The following is a 17,469-nucleotide window of genomic DNA, read 5'->3' as shown; positions in this document are numbered from 1 at the left end:
CCAGCCGTCGTCCTCGGGATCGCCGAGAGTCCACCCGGCTGGCCAGTGTCGCTGGAGTAGTTTCAGGTGATCCGGTCCCGCCTCGGCCTGATCCAGCTTGGGCAGAGCCGCGAACTCGGCATCGCCGAAGTTCACGTCGTCGACGAATCGCGCGTTGTGGAAATCGACCTGATCGGCGGACTGCGCACCCTGAAAATTCCCCTCTCCGTCGAAGCGCGCACTGATGAAGCTGGCGAAGCCGGTGAACAGGATGGCCTCGAAGCGGCATCCGGTGAAGCGGACCCGGTCGAGGTGCGCCCCGGAAAAGTCGAGGAAGAGACCGGGCCAGTGCCTGATGTCGCCCGGGTGCGTGTGCCTCTCCAAGATCTTCTGCGCCGCCCGCCGAACCTGAACCTCTTCCGCCGTACTGCCCGGTGGCATCCGCAGATACGCGCACAGAACTTCAGCGATCACCCGCCGAGCCAGCGCGTCTTCCCGAGCATCAGCGGCCGTACGAAGCTGATGTTGCCGTGTGTCCGCCGCAACCTGCTCCGCGAGCCGATGCGGTTCGTGCTTCTGCAGCAAGTCCAGTTCGGTCGACCGCTGCTTCCGCACCGCCAACCACAACGCCACCGCCCCACCCAGCCCGACCCCGAGCGTCCCGCCAGTCCGACTCGTCCATTCACCCGCTCACCTTGGCCCACCCAACCACCTCCCGTACGCACACCGCGCGGGTTAGCGTGGTCGGCATGACCAACCCCGTGAGCCGGTTCCCCGTGACGGAACTCGAAGACCTTCCCGACGATCTCCGCGAGCGCATCGGTGCCATCGCGGAGAAATCCGGCTTCACTCCGAACATTTTCCGCGCTCTTGGCCACCGCCCAGCCGAGCTGAGGGCCTTCCTCGACTACCACGACGCGCTCATGGAACGCGACGGCGGACTCACCAAAGCCGAACGCGAACTCGTCGTCGTAGCCACCTCCGGCGCGAACCACTGCACCTACTGCATCGTCGCGCACGGAGCGATCCTGCGGATCCGCGCCAAGGACCCCGAGCTGTCCGACCAGGTAGCGACGAACCCGTGGCAGGTCGAACTCGACGAGCGCGGCCGGGCGATCGTCGATCTCGCGCTCGCGTTGTCCCGCGATTCCGCGTTGTTCGGCGAGGGCGATCTGGCGATGGCGCGCGAGGCGGGCCTGACCGAGGACGAGATCTGGGACGTCGGCGCGATCACCGCGTTGTTCGCGATGTCCAACCGGCTCGCGCATCTGACCGCGCTCAAGCCGAATCCGGAGTTTTACTTGATGGGGCGTCAGAAGCGATAGAACGGGCCGGGCAGGTCGCGGCTCATCTCGAACCGGGTGCGCAGCCAGCCGCGCAGGCGGTGCACCGGTTTCGTCCACACCCGCGGCGCGGGCCCGAAGTATCTCGGGTCCGCGTGCGGGGTGAACGCGTCGCCGGTCAGGATGGCTGCGTCGTGTCCCAGCGGGCAGTGGCCGGACACCGAGATCACGCCGCGCGTCAGGTTCTCGACCCAGTCGACCTCGTCGACGCCCAGCAGCGTGCGGCGATCGCACACGGCGCAGTACAGGACGAACATCTATAACTCCCGCCGCCAGGTTTCGCCGGTCACCAACGGCCCGAACGCGTCCGTTTTTTCTTCGCCGACGAGTTCGAACCCAGCGCCGCGGTAGATCCCGCGCGCGGCGGCGAGCAGCGACAGCGTCCACAGCTCCATCGACCGATACCCCTGCGCGCTGGCGAATTCGACGCATTCCCGCACCAGCCGTTTGCCGACACCGTGTCCACGCGCGACCGGTTCCAGCAGAAGCAGCCGGAGCTTCGCGGTGCCGTCCTCGTCGCCGGGAGTGCAGAAAATACTGCCGACTCGTTCGCCGTCGAGTTCGGCGATCCAGCCGGCTTGGCGCGGGTCGTCGCGGTGTTCGGCGAAGTCGGCGATCACGCGCGCGACGAGGGCTTCGAAGCGTTCGTCGAGGCCGTACTCCTCGGCGTACAGCGCGCCGTGCCGGTGCACCACCCAGCCGAGGTCGCCCGGACGTGGGGCGCGCAGGGCAACCGTCGGTTCCGGTGCCGATTCGCCGACGAGTGCGGTGATAGTCCCCATCGCGCCGAGCAGACGGCGCTGGTCGGTGTCCGCGAACTGGTCGAGCAGGCTCCCGATTTGACTGGCCGAACGGTGGTCGAGGTCGGCGAAGGCGGCGCGCCCTTGCGCAGTGAGCGTGACGAGCTGGCGACGTGCGTCGTCCGCGCAGCGTTCTCGGGTGACGAGGCCACGGGTTTCCAGCCTGCCGAGCAGCCTGCTCGCGTAACCGCCGTCGAGGGACAGCCGTTTGCGCAGATCACTGACCTGCAGCTGGTCCTGTTGGGCGAGTTCGAACAGCACCCGCGCTTCGCTCAGCGAATATTCGGCGTCGGCCGGTCCCTCGTCGAGGACGCCGATCACGCCGGTGTAGAGCCGGTTGAAAGCGCGAATCGTGGCGACGCGTTCGGTGAGGACGGAATCCGGCACGGGGACCACCTTGACTCGATCGTTGACCGAGTCAAGCATCGCCCCGTCTCCCGCTCGGGGCAAGCGAATTCCCCCGGTGGGGGAACCTGTGTCCGAATTGGTCCAGACATATGGAAAACCCCGTGATGCTGCCAGGTCGGGGGTCCGCCAGCATCACGGGGTCGTAGTGGGTATCGACGCGGCTCGTCGCGGCGTTACACCCAGGGTTCACTGTGGTCTAGATCACTCACGTGAGTGACCCACCAACAGGTTGTTTGTGCAGGTCAGCGCATGAACGGCTGACGCGCCTGGGCGAGGGCGATGAGCTCCTGCCGGACCGTCGAGGTGGCCGCGGTGTCGATCGCCCGGTTCAGCGCCCGGCGAGTGCGAGCCTCGGCGCGACGGGCACGGAGCTTGGCGGCGATGTTGCTCATGGTCTTCTGCATCCCCTTCAGAGGTCTTCGGTGGCTGTGTCTCTAGTATGCACCTTTTTTCACAAGGAAGCCAACGAATCTACGGTGACATGGGGCACTTGCCGAAGAATCATCGGCGCTATCCTGATGGTCGCCGGACAGATCAGGTGTTGGCAGTCACAAACTGCTAACGCGCTAACAGCCTCTACGGATATCTAGGAAAATCACTAGAACTGTCTAGGCGGCCGCATAGACCGGTAGCGAAGGGAGGACCCGCTCAGTCGCGGCCGAGCAGGTAGTGCCCGAAATGCGGCACGGTGAAGGCGATCTGCCCGCGTTCGGCGGAGTAGACCAGGCCTTTCTTCATGAGACTGTCGCGCGCCGGCGACAGCGACGACGGCTTGCGCCCCAGGTAGACGGCCACATCGGCGGTGCCGGCTGCCTCGTCGCGGCCTTGGGTCAGCTCGGCCATCGCGAGCAGGTACTCGCGTTCGGCGGGCGTCGCGCGTTCGTAGCGCGACCCGAAGAACCCGACCGCCAGCTCGGACTCCGCCTCGGGTGCGGCGACCTGCACGTCCTTGACCGTGATCGGGTCGGCGGGCGCGGCGTCCCAGGCGGCCTTGCCGTAGGCCTGGATGAAATACGGATAACCGCCGGACGCGTCGAAGAGCGCGTCGAGCGCCTCCGGTTCGATCCCGGCGTCCTCGCGTTCGATCGGAGCCAGCACCGCGTAGTCGGCGTCCTCGCGGCTGAGCCGGTCGATGCGCGAGTAACGGAAGAGCCGCTCGGAGTACGACTTCGACGCCGACAGCACCGCGGGCACATGCGGCAACCCCGCCGCGACCACGACCAGCGGCGCGCCGGACTGCGACAGCTCGTGGCAAGCCGCGCACAGCGCCGAGACGTCGTCCGGCTGCACATCCTGGATCTCGTCGATCAGCAGCGCGACGCCGGTGCCGACGTCCGCGGCCAGCTCGGCGACGTCGGTGAACAGCTCGACCAGGTCGATTTCGATGTCGCCGGAATCCGCCCGGCCCTGCGCGGCGGGCACGTCGATGCCGGGCTGCCAGCGGTCGCGCAGCTTCGCGTCCGGCTTGTTCGCCTTGAGCGCGAACGCCTTCAGCACCCCGAGCACTTCCTCGACCCGGTCCGGCGCGCGATGCCGCACGGCGAGGTCGCGGATCGCCCGGTGCAACGCGGCTGACAGCGGCCGCCGCAGTTCCGCGTCCGGCCGCGCTTCGATTTTTCCCGCACCCCATCGGTGCCGGACGGCCATCGACCGCAGCTCCCCCAGCAGCACCGTCTTGCCGACCCCGCGCAGGCCGGTCAGCACGAGGCTGCGCTCCGGCCGTCCGCGAGCGACGCGTTCAAGGACGACCTCGAACGCCTTCAGCTCCCTTTCCCGCCCGGCCAGCTCGGGCGGCCGCTGCCCGGCGCCGGGCGCGAAGGGGTTGCGGATGGGGTCCACTCTGTCACCGTATCGAGGTATCTAGCGCGGGCCCGATATTCAGGGATATACAACTAGTGCGTGTCGCCGAAGGATGGCCGGGTCTGCAGCCCCGTCCATCCTTACCCCCAGCGCACCTTCTGACGGAGCGTTAGTCCGTCAGGTTCCGCTCCGCGTAGATCTTCATCGCGTCGCGGATGTACTCGGCCTTGCCGGGGCCGTGCTTCTCGTCGTACGCGCCGTACCGCGGGTCGTCGACATACAGCTGTCCGAGACCGGCGAAGTAGCCCTTCGAAATCTCGATCCCGGTGGGCTTCAGCCACTCGTGCAGCCGCGCGGTGACAGCCTGCGTTTCGGCCGAACCGGCGTCGCGACCAGCGTCGCGAGCGGCTCCGAACGCGACGCCGATGTCGACCTGCTCCCGCTGGTGGGCCTTCTTCCCGGCCGCCGGCAGCGAACTCCACCACTGGTCGCCTTTGCGGTAAGCCTCGGCTCCCCAGCGCCGGGTGACCTCCTCCTGGTGCTGGGTGTGGTCGAAGCCGTCGAACATTTCCTCTGCCATCAGTCGTTCACCTCCCTTCAGTTTCCGCAATGTGGTCCGCACGGACTCGATCTGCCGCCCGATTCGCTGCCGCTCGCGCTCCAGCAGCGCCAGGTGCGTTTCGAGGGCCGCGACGCCGTCGGATTGGCCGTCGAGCACCTCGGCGATCGCGGGCAGGCCCAGGCCCAGTTCGCGCAGCAGCAGGATCCGCTGCAACCGGACGAGCGAGTTCTCGTCGTAGTAGCGGTAACCGTTGCTGCCGATCCGCGTCGGCGGCAGGAGCCCGACGGCGTCGTAATGCCGCAGGGTCCGGCTCGTCGTGCCCGCGAATCGGGCGATGTCCTGGATCGACCATTCCGTCCTGACCACGGCTTCGACGGTAGAGGTTGACGCAGCGTCAAGGTCAAGGCCGAGGTCCGCTAGAACTGTCTAGAGTGATCTAGGAAAAGAGCAATATTTGCCTAGGTATCACTAGGTCGGTTCGACGAGGAGCGTGGCGGGCAATCCCGGTTGTAGGTTCTTCTCCAGGGATTCCAGATCAGAGAGGCGAGACCGTGATACTGCGCCGGGTGGCACGTCCACTGCTCGCGTCGATTTTCGTGCTGGGCGGCATCGGTGCCCTGCGTGACACCCAAGGCCACGCGAAGGCGGCCGAGCCGTTCCTCACCGAGACCTTCGACAAGGTCGAGGGCCTGGTTCCGGACCAGGTTCCGCGCGATCCGGCCACGCTGGTGCGGATCGACGCGGCGGTCAAGATCGGGGCCGGGCTCGCGCTGGCGAGCGGCAAGGCTCCGCGGCTGGCGGCGGTGGCGCTGCTCGGCTCGCTGGTACCGACGACGCTGGCCGCGCACCGGTTCTGGCAGCTGTCCGATCCGGGCGAGAAGCAGGCCCAGCAGATCCAGTTCTTCAAGAACGCGTCGCTGGCCGGCGGGCTGCTGCTGGCCGCCAGCGACACGGCGGGTAAGCCGTCGCTGGGCTGGCGGGCCCGGCGCGCGGCGAAGAAAGCGGGCAAGCGCGCCGACAAGCTGGCCAAGCGCGCGGAGAAGTCGCTCACCGACTGAGCACACGGAAAAGGCCGCCACCCGAGTGCTCGGGCGGCGGCCTTCGTCGTGCGCTTACTTCTCCAGGATCGCGGTGACGCCCTGGCCGCCTGCCGCGCAAATGGAGATCAGGCCGCGTCCGGAACCCTTCTCGTTCAGCAGTTTCGCGAGCGTCGCGACGATCCGGCCGCCGGTCGCGGCGAACGGGTGTCCGGCCGCCAGCGAGGACCCGTTCACGTTCAGCTTGGCGCGGTCGATCGAGCCGAGCGGCGCGTCGAGGCCGAGCTTCTCCTTGGCGAACGCCGGGTCCTCCCACGCCTTGAGCGTGGCGAGCACCTGCGAGGCGAACGCCTCGTGGATCTCGTAGAAGTCGAAGTCCTGCAACGTCAATCCGGCGCGCTCAAGCATCCGCGGCACCGCGTACGCGGGTGCCATCAGCAGGCCCTCGTCGCCGTGCACGTAATCGACGGCGGCGGTCTGGCTGAACGTCAGATACGCCAGCACCGGCAGGTTGTGTGCCTTCGCCCATTGCTCAGTCGCGAGCAGAACGGTCGACGCGCCGTCGGTGAGCGGCGTCGAGTTGCCCGCAGTCATGGTCCCGTCCGGTCCGCCGTAGACCGGCTTGAGCTTGGCCAGCTTTTCGGCCGAGGAGTCCGGACGGAGGTTCTGGTCTCGGGCGAGCTTGAGGTACGGCGTGACCAGGTCGTCGAAGAAGCCGCGGTCGTAGGCGGCGGCGAGGTTGCGGTGGCTGGTCGCGGCCAGTTCGTCCTGCGCCTCGCGGGTGACGTCCCAGACCTGCGCGGTGAGCGCGGCGTGCTCCCCCATCGACAGCCCGGTGCGCGGTTCGGCGTTGCGCGGGATCTCCGGCACGATGTGGCCCGGGCGGATCTTCGCGACCAGCTTGAGCCGGTCGGCGAGCGTCTTCGCCGCGTTGAGCTGCACGAGGATCTGGCGCAGGTTGGCGTTCACCGCCAGCGGCGCGTCACTCGTGGTGTCCACGCCGCCCGCGATCGCCGAATCGATTTCCCCGAGCGCGATCTTGTGGGCGACGTTGATGACTGCCTGCAATCCGGTGCCGCACGCCATCTGCACGTCCGAGGCCGGCGTCGCGGGCGAGAGCTTGCTGCCCAGCACGCTTTCGCGGGCAAGGTTGAAGTCCTTGGAGTGCTTGAGCACCGCACCGGCGGCGACCTCGCCGATCACCTCGCCCTGCAGCGAAAACCGGCTGACCAGACCGTCCAGCGCGGCGGTGAACATGTCCTGGTTCGAGGCCCGGGAGTACGGGCCGTTCGACCGCGCGAAGGGGATCCGGTTCCCGCCGACGATCGCGACCTTGCGCACCGCCGGGGTTTTCCTGGTCGCCATGCCGTCCACCTCTCTGGAGTCGTGCCTTTCACACTGTAACCTACTAGCGAGTAGGTTAGACTGCGACGTGACGCAGACTGCACGGGAGGCACGTGATGGCGGACAGGTACCAGCAGTTCACGAAGACCCCGCTGGGGAAATTCGTGGTGCCGAAGCTCGGCCTGCCCAACCCCGCGACGTTGCGCCGGTACCGTCCCGGCCAGCCCGCACTTGAGGGTCCCGCACTTCTCGGGGCCGCGCCGGGCGGACGGCTGGAGAAGACCGTCCGGGCGCAGCTGGCCGAGGCGGGCATCGAGGTGATCAGCGCGCCCGCCGACCGGCACGCGGCGCTGGTTTTCGACGCCACCGGCGTGAAGGATCCGGGCCAGCTGCGTGCGGTCTACCGGTTCTTCCACCCGGTGATCCGCAAGGTCGGTTCATCCGGCCGGGTGGTCGTGCTCGGCACGCCGCCGGAGCAGGCCGAGGGGCGCGAGCGGATCGCGCAGCGCGCGCTGGAAGGGTTCGTCCGTTCGGTCGGCAAGGAACTCAAGCGCGGCGCGACGGCGCAGCTGGTGTACGTAGCCGAAGGAGCGGAGGACGCGGCAGAGTCGACGCTGCGGTTTCTGCTGTCGGCGAAGTCGGCGTTCGTGGACGGCCAGGTCATCCGCGTCGGCACGCACGCGAAGACCGCGCCCACGCCGGAGAACTGGGAAAAGCCGCTGGACGGCAAGGTCGCGCTGGTGACCGGTGCGTCGCGGGGCATCGGCGAGGCGATTGCCGAAACCCTCGCCCGCGACGGCGCGCACGTGGTCGCGCTGGACATTCCGGCGCAGGGCGGCGATCTGTCCACTGTGGCCAATCGGATCGGCGGTTCGGCGCTGCAGCTGGACATCACCGCCGCCGACGCGCCCGCCAAGCTCGCCGAGTATCTGACTGAGCGCCACGGCGGCGTGGACATCGTGGTGCACAACGCCGGCATCACCCGCGACAAGACGCTCGGCAACCTGACCGAGGGCGGCTGGGATTCGGTGATCTCGGTGAACCTCGCCGCGCAGCTCGCGGTGAACGACAAGCTTCTCGGCGACAAGATCCTGCGTGAAAACGGCCGGGTCATCGGGGTTTCGTCGATCGCGGGCATCGCGGGCAACGTCGGCCAGACGAACTACGCGACGTCGAAGGCGGGCGTGATCGGGATGGTGAACGTCGGCGCGCCGCAGCTCGCGGAGTACGGCGGCACGATCAACGCGGTCGCGCCCGGGTTCATCGAGACCAAGATGACCGCCGCGGTGCCGCTGTTCATCCGCGAGGCCGGACGGCGGCTGTCGAGCCTCGGCCAGGGCGGGCTGCCGGTGGATGTCGCGGAAACCATTGCCTGGTACGCCAACCCGGCGTCGGCCGCGGTCAACGGGAACCTGGTCCGCGTCTGCGGCCAGGCGCTGCTGGGGGCGTGAGGGATGGCCGTCCGTGAAGTGACGAGCGCGCCAAGCCTGGCGACGCTGTACCCGAAAGCCCTGCTACGTCGCGGCGGCGGCTCGACTCTCCCGAACACCGAGCTGGTGCGTCCGGAGGTCGTCGTGGACCCGGCACATGTCGCGGCCTACAACCAAGTCTGCGGATTCCGCTTCTCGGACGAGCTGCCCGCGACGTATCCGCACATGCTGGTCTTCGGGCTGCAGATGGCGTTGATGACCGAACCGGGTTTCCCGTTCCCGCTGCTGGGCTTGGTGCACGTCGAGAACCGGATCACGCAGCACCGTCCCTTGTTGCTTGGCGAGAAGTTCCGGGTAAGCGTGCGCGCGGAAAACCTGCGCCCGCACGAAAAGGGCAGCCAGTTCGACATGGTGAGCGAGGTCCGCTCCGGCACGGACACCGTGTGGAGCGAGGTGTCGACTTACCTCCGCCGCACCGGCTCGGGTTCTGGCTCTGCTCCGAAGACCCAGCTGACGCCCCCGAAACCGTCCGCGTTGTGGCAGGTCCCGGGAGACATCGGCCGCCGCTACGCCGAGGTTTCCGGCGACCGCAACCCGATCCATCTGCACCCGCTGACCGCGCGCCTGTTCGGCTTCCCGAAGGCGATCGCGCACGGCATGTGGACGAAGGCGCACGCGCTGGCGTCCTTCGAGGGCAGGCTGCCGGACGCGTACAGCGTCGCGGTGCGGTTCAAGCAGCCGGTGCTGCTGCCCGGCCGCGCGGCCTTCACGACGTGGCAGACCGACGACGGGTGGGCGTTCGAGCTGTGGCACGCCCGGAAGCCGAAACCGCACCTGGACGGGGTGATCTCAGCCCGCTGAGGGCTTCCAGACCTGCCCCTCGACGAGGTCGTTGAACCCGAGCCACACCAGGTTCATCAGCCAGGACGCGAGCACGCCGTCGGAGATCTCCGGGTGGTCCAGTGCCCAGTCGGCCAGCGATTCCGCCGCGCCGACCAGCGCCGCGGCCAGGCCGGGCCCGGAGAACTCCGTCTGCTCGCCGAGGCCCTTGCGGGTGCCCGCGGCCACCACGAGCGCCGCGACCAGTTCGATCGCGCGCGTGCGCATCGCGGTGATCTCCGCCGCGAACCCGCCGCCGACGGTCAACGCCTGGCGGTGCAGCACCGTCCAGGACTCGCGGTATTCGGCGACGAAGCGGTAAAAGGACCGCAGGCCGTGCCACAGCTGCATGTCCGGCGGCAGATCGGGCTGAACGCCGGCCTGGATGGCTTCCAGCAGGCGGGTCGCCTCACGCTGGATGCTCTTGCCGAAGAGGTCTTCCTTCGAGCCGAGGTAGGTGTAGATCATCGGCTTGGAGACGCCCGCGACCTCGGAGATCTCGTCCATCGACGCCGAGTGGTAGCCGTGCTGGGAGAACACCCGCACCGCGGCGTCCAGGATCTGGCGTTCACGGACCGCCCTCGGGAGCCGTCTCGCTCGCTCGGGTGGGCGCTGATCTTCGTCGGACACGGTGGTTGTTTCCTCCCTCTCGCTGGCACGGACGGTACCCGTCCCCAGGTCGGCGGCGTTGCTTGCCGCGCTACCTACTCACCGGTAGCCTTACGGCGGAAAGTTCCGGAAGGGGTGGAAGATGGCCGACAACCCGGAGGCGACCAGCTCTGACCTGGCTGGCCTGCGCGGGGTCGCGCTGCTGGACGCGCTGGACCGCACCGAAGCCGTCGACGCGAGCGCGCTCGACGTCAACGCGGTCGCGGACGCCATCGATCCCCGAGAGCTGGGCCGCTCCGACATGAACCGGCTGCTGGCGACGCTGATGCGGCTGTCGGAGCAGGTGCCGGCGTTCTCGCTGGACAAGGTCGACCCGACGAAGTTCGCCACGCTGGTCGCGCGGGCGTCGCGGGCACAGCTGGAAGCCGTGGTCGCCGAACGTCCGCTGCGCGAGCGGGTGCTCGACGAGATCTTCGCGCGCATGGGAGCGCACATCCGTGCGAAATCGCTGCGCGCGGTGGTGCACTGGCGGCTGTCCGGCGGCACCGGCGACGGCGGCTACGACCGCTACGAGACTGTGCTTTCCGGCGGAACCTGCACGGTTTCCCGCGAAATGCGCGAGAAACCCCGCGTGACGATTACGCTTTCGCCCGTGGACTTCTTCCGCATCATCACCCACCAGACAACGCCCGCGGTCCTGTTCGTCACCGGAAAACTGAAGGTCAAGGGCGACCTGGCCTTCGCGGCCGGGCTGGTCGGCCACTTCGACCTCCCCCGACCGGCCTGAGCCGCTCCGGTGTCCCGCTGGCGCTCGCGCATGCGTGCCGCGCACTCACCCGGTGAGCACGCGGTCAACGGTTTCGCCCGCACCCTTGAGGTGGGCAAACTGACCCCGGAGCAGTTCGTGCAGGTCCTGGAGACCCTGCACATGCTCGGCACGGCCGGAGCCGGCATCGACATCGGCTCGCTGACGACCCAGTCCTTGGTGGATGTCGTCGCGGCGGCTTCGCGGGAGCAGCTGAAAGGCATCGCCGACCACGACGAACTGCGCGCGGTCTTCCTGGACGAGATCTTCCGCCGGATGTCGGAACACTTCCGCCCGGACCGAGCCCGGCACGTGGACGTCGTGGTCTCCTGGCGCTTCCCCGCCGGAGACGACTTCGACCGCTACCAAACGGTCATCGAGGACGGCCTGTGCGTGTCGAGCACCGACCTGACCCGCACCCCGGACACGACGATCACGGTGGCGGTGGAGGACTTCATCCGGATGGCGACCGGGAACGCCGCGGTGGCGGCGATGTTCGTGACGGGGAAGGTGAAGGTCAAGGGAGAGTACGCGCCGGCGGTGCGGTTGTCGGGGTATTTCGACATTCCTAAGCCGACTGGGGCGGACTAGCCCGCGGGCCGGCGTGAAGGTCGTTCACGCCGGCCCGCGGGCTGAGTCAGTCACCAATGCCAGTGGGTCAGACGGACGATCAGCGACAGCAGCCTCAAGAAGAAGATCATGATCTTGAGCCAGGGACTGCCGGCCGCCTTCCGGACATGCTTCCCGTGTCGGCGAATAGTTACGCTGGTATGAGCGATCTTCCGCTTCCAGCGACTGCCGGACGGAGTGATGATTCCCCTGCTGGGCCGCTTACGGCGCAGGTCACGCTTACTATTGACCACGGACATGGCCTTTCGTAGGTGTTTGGTCGTGTTCGAAGGGATGGGGCTGGCCGATCGCTTCCCGGCACTCGGTCAGCCCTGTCTTGTCGGCTCTGCTTTGTCGGCGCTGTCTTGTCGGCCCTGTCTTGTCAACGCTGTCTTGCTGTCTTCCTGAACGCCGCCTTTCTGCCTGAACGTCGCAAGGTGGCTCCCTCGCGCATGCTGACCGGCGTGCGCGGGAGGTGAGGATGCTGACAGAGAGTCGATAACTGTAAGTATTCAATACGCTCCTAATGTTGATCGTCGCTCAGTAAGCCAGTAGTTGAAGTTCAACTTCAACTACTCTCCGTAGTAGGAGTTCGGCCTGTTCGAGCAGTGCGCGCGCGTCCGCGCAGTCCTTCCCGGGCAGGGATGCGATGGCGGCCGAGACCATTTCGGCGACGGCAGACGCGGGTGCGGCGACTGCCGACGGGGGTTCCTCTCCGTCGGCCTTGAGATGCGCGCCGCTGGTGGCAGGGTCCGCGTATTCCTGCGCGTCGCCGTCCAGCTCGGGCGGCGCGACGCGTTTCCCGTTGCGCCGGTCGAACCAGTGGGACTTGCCGTTGCGCCGGTCCTTTTTTCCTGCCGTTTTGTGGTCGCTTGGCGTGTGCACCACAACTTTCTCCGCTGTCAAGTCGTGCCTGCGCGCGCGAAGAATGCTCTCTTTGGCTGCGTGGCGCAGCTCGATAAGTTCGTCCAAGCGGCCCGGTAGTTCGTCCTCGGCGGTTCTGGCCGCAGCTTCGAGATGGATCGCCTTGAGGAAGGTCGCAGGCGGGATCCTTGTCAAGCTGAGGTACTGGGAAAGCGCTGGCTGCGATACGTGCAGACGGGCGGCGTTGCACATCATGCTCTGTTTCGGCAGGAGGCAGTACAGCTTCTTGAGCATGGCAGTGAACGCGACTGCTTCGGGAGTCGGCGGACACCCAAGCCGTCTCCCGACTTGTCCCAAGGCTGGCATGTTTCATGAACTCCTTTATGGCTGCAGTACGTCGGGCGAATTGAGTCAGGAATAAATGAGGCGAGTCGTCGTTGACGTAGGTGCTGGCCTGCAATGGTGCGCAGCATCAACAGAACTCCATCAACAGAACTTGTTGCCTTGCAACAAGTTTGGCCCTGGGTGTCATCCTGTTCGACGGTCGGCTCGGTTGCCGCGACCTCCCCTTGCCCTGCTTGCTCTTGTCCTGCTTGCTCTTGTCCTGCTTGCTCTTGTCCTGCTTGCCTGCTTTTTGCGACCGCGATTCTCAGTGAGCGTAGCAGTCTTCGCGTGCGAAGCGGCAGCGGTTCTCGCGTACGGAGCGTCGACTGTGTACGCGCTCTTCGCTGTGTACGCAGCCGCTCAGCGATCACTGATTTTTGAGTCGACAAGTCGACTTTGACTCTCGAGTCCCCCTTCGATTTCATCAGGTGGAACCAGTTGTCCGCCTGGTGGAATTAATTCTTATTGCAATCGATTGTCAATTGCAATAACCGAAGTTCTGCAATAATTGCAGTTTGTCGGCGACTGCAGACAGGCGCAGTGGCTCCTGGTATATATCGGCTGAGAAGGGTTTGAAGCTGGGGCGATATGTGACGGAGGCGAGATGCCGCTTTCTTGGCGAGATGGAAGTCTGGGCACCATGAAGAGGGTTGCCCTGTGGCTTGTTTCTGAGGTTGGCGAAGGGAACAAGTTCACCAAGGCGGAACTGCGCGACACGTTTCCCGGCGTCTCGCAGATTGACCGGCGAATGCGGGATCTCCGGAGTTTTGGCTGGCGCATCGACACGAACCGGGAGGACGTCACTCTGGCCGCCCGGGAACAGCGCTTCGTGGAGCAGGGTCAGCCGGTGTGGGAGAAGGGGGTGACGTCCAGGCCTGCTCATGCGCCGGCGATCGGCGCGACGCGCCGCCGGGAGATCATCGCGCATGATGACAACATGTGCCGTTCCTGCGGGATCACCCCCGGTGACTTGCATGAAGACACCGGCGAAGGCGCGCAGCTCGACATCGCGCGCCGCAAGGTCCGGGTTCCGGACGGTGGGCTGGCGGTGCAGCTTGTAGCCGAGTGCCGCAGGTGCCGGCTGGGGGGGAACAAGCTCGTCGCGGACGCCGTGGGGGTGGCAACCCGGGCGAAGAGCTTGAGCGATGCGGACCAGCAGCTCCTGGCAAGCTGGATCGACGCTGGCGAACGGGACTTTCGGGAGGTGGAGCGCGTGTGGGCCAACTATCGCGCGCTGCCGGCCGAGGCACGCGGCAGCGTCCGGAGCGCGATTGGCTTGGACTGAGGCGTGCCCGGGCTGGGGCCGGGATATCGTTTCTGTTGGGAAGCCCGTGGCCGGCGCAGGAGTGGTGATGATCAAAGACTATGGGCAGCCGCCTCGAGCCGACGAGGTCCGGCACCTCATCGAGCGACGGCTCAAGGAGGTTACCGAAGCAGCCGGCCCTCGGGAAACCCAGACTGTCGACTGGCGTGGCAAGCCCGCTCACCTGGACGTCGTCGAGGTCAAGGTAGGCGACCTCTGCTACAACCCGGCGACCCACCGTGTCCGGGCTCAGCGCAGCCACGACCCGCGGCTTGACGCGCTGGTCGACGAAGACCCCTGGTCCGTCGAAAGCCAGCAGTACCTGGACAAGCTGCTCAAGGTCCTTCCTGCCGACCCGACGCAGATCGACGTGGCTTTCACGGACCTGAAGGAAAGCCTGGCGGAGTATGGACAGTCTGAACCCGGGCTGACGACCGTTGACGGAGTGCTCGTCAACGGGAACACTCGCCGCGCTGCGTTGATCGAGCTCTACGGGCCCGAAGCACCGATGCGGGTCGCCGTACTCCCGGCATCGTGCGACTGGTCCGACGTACGAGACGTTGAGCTTTCCCTTCAGCTGAGGAAGGAACACCGCCGCGACTACTCGTACATCAACCGGTTGCTGGCTATTGACGAACTGGTCAGCCAGGGCATCCCGATGGCCGCGATCGCGCAGACGTTCCGCAGCACGGTGCCGGCCTGCGAGCAGGACTGGTGGGTCTTCTCCGCGATCAAGTCCATGATCGAACGCAGCGAGGTCGGTGGGAAGCGCATCCCGCTGATCGCGTTCGAGAATGACCAGGAGAAGCTGCGTGAGCTGGCGCGGAAGTATCAGAAGGCCAAGTCCGTCGGACCCGACGACGCCGAGGTAGTGAAGGAAGCGCGCCTCGCGGCGATCGCTCTCGGCTTCTCCAAAACCGACGTCCGGTTCATCGAGCCGGACTTCCTGGACCGTTACCTTTCCCCGAAGCTGCCGGATGGCTTCATCCCGGAGAACGAGTCGGCTGAAGTCGCGATTCCCGGTTTGGGCAGGTCAGTGAAGTCCGGATCTGGACAGGCGGCGACGGCCAGGGCTTTCACCGACAAGGTGCTTCGCGCGGCGGCCGAGAAGTCAGCTACTCCCGATGGACAGTCTGCTGCCTGGACCGAGGCTCGCAGCGTAATGGAGAACGCGATCAAGCTGGCCGGCAGCGATCAGACGCTGACGAAGAAGAAGCGGAAAGTTTCCGACCGGGTCGTCGCCGCGACCGACCAGCTGCAGCAGTGCGTGACGGATCTGGTGATGTCGCGTGCTGACCGGTCACTCGATGAAGAGGCATTCGACGATGCGCTGCTGAAGTTGAAGAAGGTCCTTCGGCGACTGGCGGTTGAAGGGACGCGCACGGTCAAAGAACCTGGTGACGGCGTTGAATGGCTGCGTCACGTGATGCTGGAGTCTGGTTCCTGAGTGGCCGGGGCATCGCCCAGCCTGGTGCTGGCCTTTGACCAGACGAGGACGCGTGCGGAACTCCGCGCGCAAGCGCCTTACCGGGAGTCGCTTGCCAGCTTGATGGCGCGGTTTCCCGGCGGCCGGATGGTGGACCGGCTGGCCGCCCAGGTGCCGATCGACGAATTTCTGTCCGGTCTTGAAGAACTAGCCAGCTGGCCTGAACCGGCGACCGTCGTCTGGGAAGAGGATTTTCGCATCCGAGCTTTGGGACTGCTTCAGGACGCGGAACGGTCGGAACAGATTCTGGCCGGGGATCTGGAGGGCGGCCAGGTTTCCCCGGAGGACGTCCCCGCGATCCTCGGCACTGGGTGGACGGCGGACCTCACCGAGTTCCAACGTCGTGACATCGCCAAGCTTCTCTCGTTGGGGCACGGAGCGAACTTCAGCGTTCCCGGGGCCGGCAAGACCCGGGTCGCGCTCGGGGTGTTTTCGGCACTGCGGGAACAAAGGCAGGTCGACCGGGTACTGGTAGTCAGCCCGAAGTCCGCGTACGAGGCTTGGGTGGACGAGAGCCAGGAGTGCTTCGGCGACGGATTTACCGTGCAGTTCCTGGGACGAGCCGGTTTTCGTGCCGCTGACTTGCTGATCGTCAACTACGAGCGGCTTGGCCGTTCGCTCGAAATCCTGGCGGATTGGCTGGACGCGGGTCCCGCACTGATGATCCTTGACGAGGCGCATCGGATGAAGCTGGGTACGGCCGGCGTTTACGGCATGGCCTGCATGTCGCTTGCTCCGTTGAGCAAAGCCCGGCTGATCCTGACCGGTACGCCGGCCCCGAACGGGGCCCGAGACCTGGAGAGCTTGCTCGCTTTCGTCTGGCCAGGTCGTGGCCGGCGGGTGGTGAGCCAAGCTGTGGAAGGCGGCAATCTGGACTACGCCAGTCGCGTGCTGAAACCGATGTATACCCGTACGACGAAACAAGAACTGGGGCTTCCGCCGGTCAGCCTCCGGGTTCGTACGGTCGACATGCCTCCTCTGCATCGGGAGATCTACGACGCGCTTCTGGGACAGTTCGTGTCCGCGCGCGCGGAACGGAGCCGGTCGGACTTCGACTCGCTGGGGAGGACTGTCCTTCGCATGATCATGGCTGCGACGAGCCCCGCCCTGCTCGCTCAAGGGGCTTCTCGCTATGAGCCGATATCTTTGCAGGTCCCTCCGCTGGAGGTGTCGCCGGACAACCCACTGTTCGAGTTGCTCGGTTCATTGGGCGAGTACGAGATACCGCCGAAGTACCAGGAAGCGCTCGCGATCGTGGCCGGCAACGCGGCGCAAGGGCGGAAGACCCTTGTCTGGGCCAGCTTCGTGCGCAGTATTACCACCCTGGAGAGCTTGCTCGCTGACTTCTCCCCCGCGGTGGTGCACGGTGGCACGCCGGACCGTCAGGAGCAGATCGATCGTTTCCGGACCGATCCGGCTTGTCAGGTGCTGATCTCCAACCCAGCGACGCTCGGCGAGGGGATCAGCTTGCACCAGGTCTGCCATGACGCGGTCTACGTCGACCGGGACTTCCAAGCGGGGCGCTTCCTGCAGAGCTTGGATCGGATCCATCGCCTCGGTCTCGCGCCGGACGCGGAAACCAACGTCACCATTCTCACCGCGCGCGAAACAATCGACGAGGTCGTTGCGTTGCGGCTCAACGAGAAGCTTGACTTCATGGGCCGGATCCTCGACGACTCCGCTGTTCAGCAACTCGGGGACCCGGACGATGAACCGGCAGCGGTGGCCGGCATGGATTCAGCAGACGCCGAGGCGCTGATGCTGCACATCGCGGCACGCAAGGCGTGAGCCCGGAACTTCGGCGAAATCGCTGCGAGCCGCGCGCGG

General features: G+C 66.4%; 18 protein-coding genes. 10 read left to right on the top strand and 8 right to left on the bottom strand.

Annotated elements, in window-relative coordinates; genetic code table 11:
- Positions 1-66 precede the first annotated feature (66 nt).
- Both A4R44_RS50065 and A4R44_RS07800 read left to right on the top strand, forming a co-directional pair.
- Positions 67-732 carry a hypothetical protein gene (locus tag A4R44_RS50065; RefSeq protein WP_161269443.1) on the top strand — a complete coding sequence of 222 codons (666 nt, stop codon included), beginning with the start codon at positions 67-69 and terminating at the stop codon, positions 730-732.
- Positions 729-1,304, top strand: coding sequence for a peroxidase-related enzyme (locus tag A4R44_RS07800; protein ID WP_067578127.1), 576 nt, complete (start codon positions 729-731; stop codon positions 1,302-1,304). Before A4R44_RS50065 ends, A4R44_RS07800 begins: the two co-directional genes overlap by 4 nt.
- On the opposite strand, the gene A4R44_RS07795 is transcribed toward A4R44_RS07800, so the two are convergent.
- From A4R44_RS07795 to A4R44_RS07780, 5 genes are all read right to left on the bottom strand, one after another.
- Positions 1,292-1,579, bottom strand: a complete 288-nt coding sequence (locus A4R44_RS07795; protein WP_067577696.1) for a hypothetical protein — start codon at positions 1,577-1,579, stop codon at positions 1,292-1,294. The genes A4R44_RS07800 and A4R44_RS07795 overlap by 13 nt on opposite strands.
- Positions 1,580-2,548, bottom strand: a complete 969-nt coding sequence (locus A4R44_RS07790) for a helix-turn-helix domain-containing GNAT family N-acetyltransferase (protein ID WP_067577694.1) — start codon at positions 2,546-2,548, stop codon at positions 1,580-1,582.
- A gap of 224 nt (positions 2,549-2,772) precedes the next feature.
- A complete protein-coding gene (locus A4R44_RS48865; RefSeq protein WP_162836041.1) occupies positions 2,773-2,922 on the bottom strand; it encodes a hypothetical protein in 150 nt (49 codons plus the stop codon).
- A 256-nt stretch (positions 2,923-3,178) separates the two neighbouring features.
- Positions 3,179-4,369 (bottom strand): ATP-binding protein, encoded by a 1,191-nt coding sequence (locus A4R44_RS07785; RefSeq protein ID WP_067577692.1) that lies wholly within the window; start codon positions 4,367-4,369, stop codon positions 3,179-3,181.
- A 130-nt stretch (positions 4,370-4,499) separates the two neighbouring features.
- Positions 4,500-5,258 carry a MerR family transcriptional regulator gene (locus tag A4R44_RS07780; RefSeq protein ID WP_067577690.1) on the bottom strand — a complete coding sequence of 253 codons (759 nt, stop codon included), beginning with the start codon at positions 5,256-5,258 and terminating at the stop codon, positions 4,500-4,502.
- 185 nt (positions 5,259-5,443) lie between these two features.
- Here A4R44_RS07780 and A4R44_RS07775 point away from each other — a divergent pair, with 185 nt between their 5' ends.
- Positions 5,444-5,950, top strand: a complete 507-nt coding sequence (locus A4R44_RS07775; protein ID WP_009085133.1) for a DoxX family protein — start codon at positions 5,444-5,446, stop codon at positions 5,948-5,950.
- Between the two features lie 54 nt (positions 5,951-6,004).
- On the opposite strand, the gene A4R44_RS07770 is transcribed toward A4R44_RS07775, so the two are convergent.
- Positions 6,005-7,294, bottom strand: coding sequence for an acetyl-CoA C-acetyltransferase (locus A4R44_RS07770; protein WP_067577688.1), 1,290 nt, complete (start codon positions 7,292-7,294; stop codon positions 6,005-6,007).
- Positions 7,295-7,389: 95 nt separating this feature from the next.
- Here A4R44_RS07770 and A4R44_RS07765 point away from each other — a divergent pair, with 95 nt between their 5' ends.
- Positions 7,390-8,724, top strand: coding sequence for a 3-oxoacyl-ACP reductase (locus A4R44_RS07765; RefSeq protein ID WP_067577686.1), 1,335 nt, complete (start codon positions 7,390-7,392; stop codon positions 8,722-8,724).
- A 3-nt stretch (positions 8,725-8,727) separates the two neighbouring features.
- The gene (locus A4R44_RS07760; protein WP_067577684.1) at positions 8,728-9,564 is read left to right on the top strand and encodes a MaoC/PaaZ C-terminal domain-containing protein; all 837 of its coding nucleotides are present in this window, start codon (positions 8,728-8,730) and stop codon (positions 9,562-9,564) included.
- On the opposite strand, the gene A4R44_RS07755 is transcribed toward A4R44_RS07760, so the two are convergent.
- The gene (locus A4R44_RS07755; protein WP_067577681.1) at positions 9,553-10,212 is read right to left on the bottom strand and encodes a TetR/AcrR family transcriptional regulator; all 660 of its coding nucleotides are present in this window, start codon (positions 10,210-10,212) and stop codon (positions 9,553-9,555) included. The genes A4R44_RS07760 and A4R44_RS07755 overlap by 12 nt on opposite strands.
- A 121-nt stretch (positions 10,213-10,333) precedes the next feature.
- Here A4R44_RS07755 and A4R44_RS07750 point away from each other — a divergent pair, with 121 nt between their 5' ends.
- Together A4R44_RS07750 and A4R44_RS07745 are read left to right on the top strand one after the other, a co-directional pair.
- Positions 10,334-10,978 (top strand): SCP2 sterol-binding domain-containing protein, encoded by a 645-nt coding sequence (locus tag A4R44_RS07750; protein ID WP_067577679.1) that lies wholly within the window; start codon positions 10,334-10,336, stop codon positions 10,976-10,978.
- A 30-nt stretch (positions 10,979-11,008) separates the two neighbouring features.
- A complete protein-coding gene (locus A4R44_RS07745; protein WP_067577677.1) occupies positions 11,009-11,587 on the top strand; it encodes an SCP2 sterol-binding domain-containing protein in 579 nt (192 codons plus the stop codon).
- 558 nt (positions 11,588-12,145) lie between these two features.
- On the opposite strand, the gene A4R44_RS07740 is transcribed toward A4R44_RS07745, so the two are convergent.
- Positions 12,146-12,763: a hypothetical protein gene (locus A4R44_RS07740; RefSeq protein WP_067577675.1), complete on the bottom strand. Its 618-nt coding sequence runs from the start codon at positions 12,761-12,763 to the stop codon at positions 12,146-12,148.
- 730 nt (positions 12,764-13,493) lie between these two features.
- On the opposite strand from A4R44_RS07740, the gene A4R44_RS07735 reads away from it, so the two are divergent.
- The 3 genes from A4R44_RS07735 to A4R44_RS07725 are packed head-to-tail and all read left to right on the top strand — an operon-like array spanning position 13,494 to position 17,430.
- Positions 13,494-14,138: a hypothetical protein gene (locus A4R44_RS07735; protein ID WP_067577673.1), complete on the top strand. Its 645-nt coding sequence runs from the start codon at positions 13,494-13,496 to the stop codon at positions 14,136-14,138.
- A 46-nt stretch (positions 14,139-14,184) separates the two neighbouring features.
- Complete coding sequence (locus A4R44_RS07730; RefSeq protein ID WP_232791524.1) at positions 14,185-15,603, top strand: transcriptional regulator; 1,419 nt, start codon at positions 14,185-14,187, stop codon at positions 15,601-15,603.
- Complete coding sequence (locus A4R44_RS07725; protein ID WP_067577668.1) at positions 15,604-17,430, top strand: DEAD/DEAH box helicase; 1,827 nt, start codon at positions 15,604-15,606, stop codon at positions 17,428-17,430.
- Positions 17,431-17,469 lie beyond the last annotated feature (39 nt).

The organism is Amycolatopsis sp. M39, assembly GCF_001651785.1.
Classification (GTDB): Bacteria; Actinomycetota; Actinomycetes; order Mycobacteriales; family Pseudonocardiaceae; genus Amycolatopsis; species Amycolatopsis rubida.
Note: the sequence above shows the minus strand (reverse complement) of the source record. Positions and strands in the feature narration are given on the sequence as shown.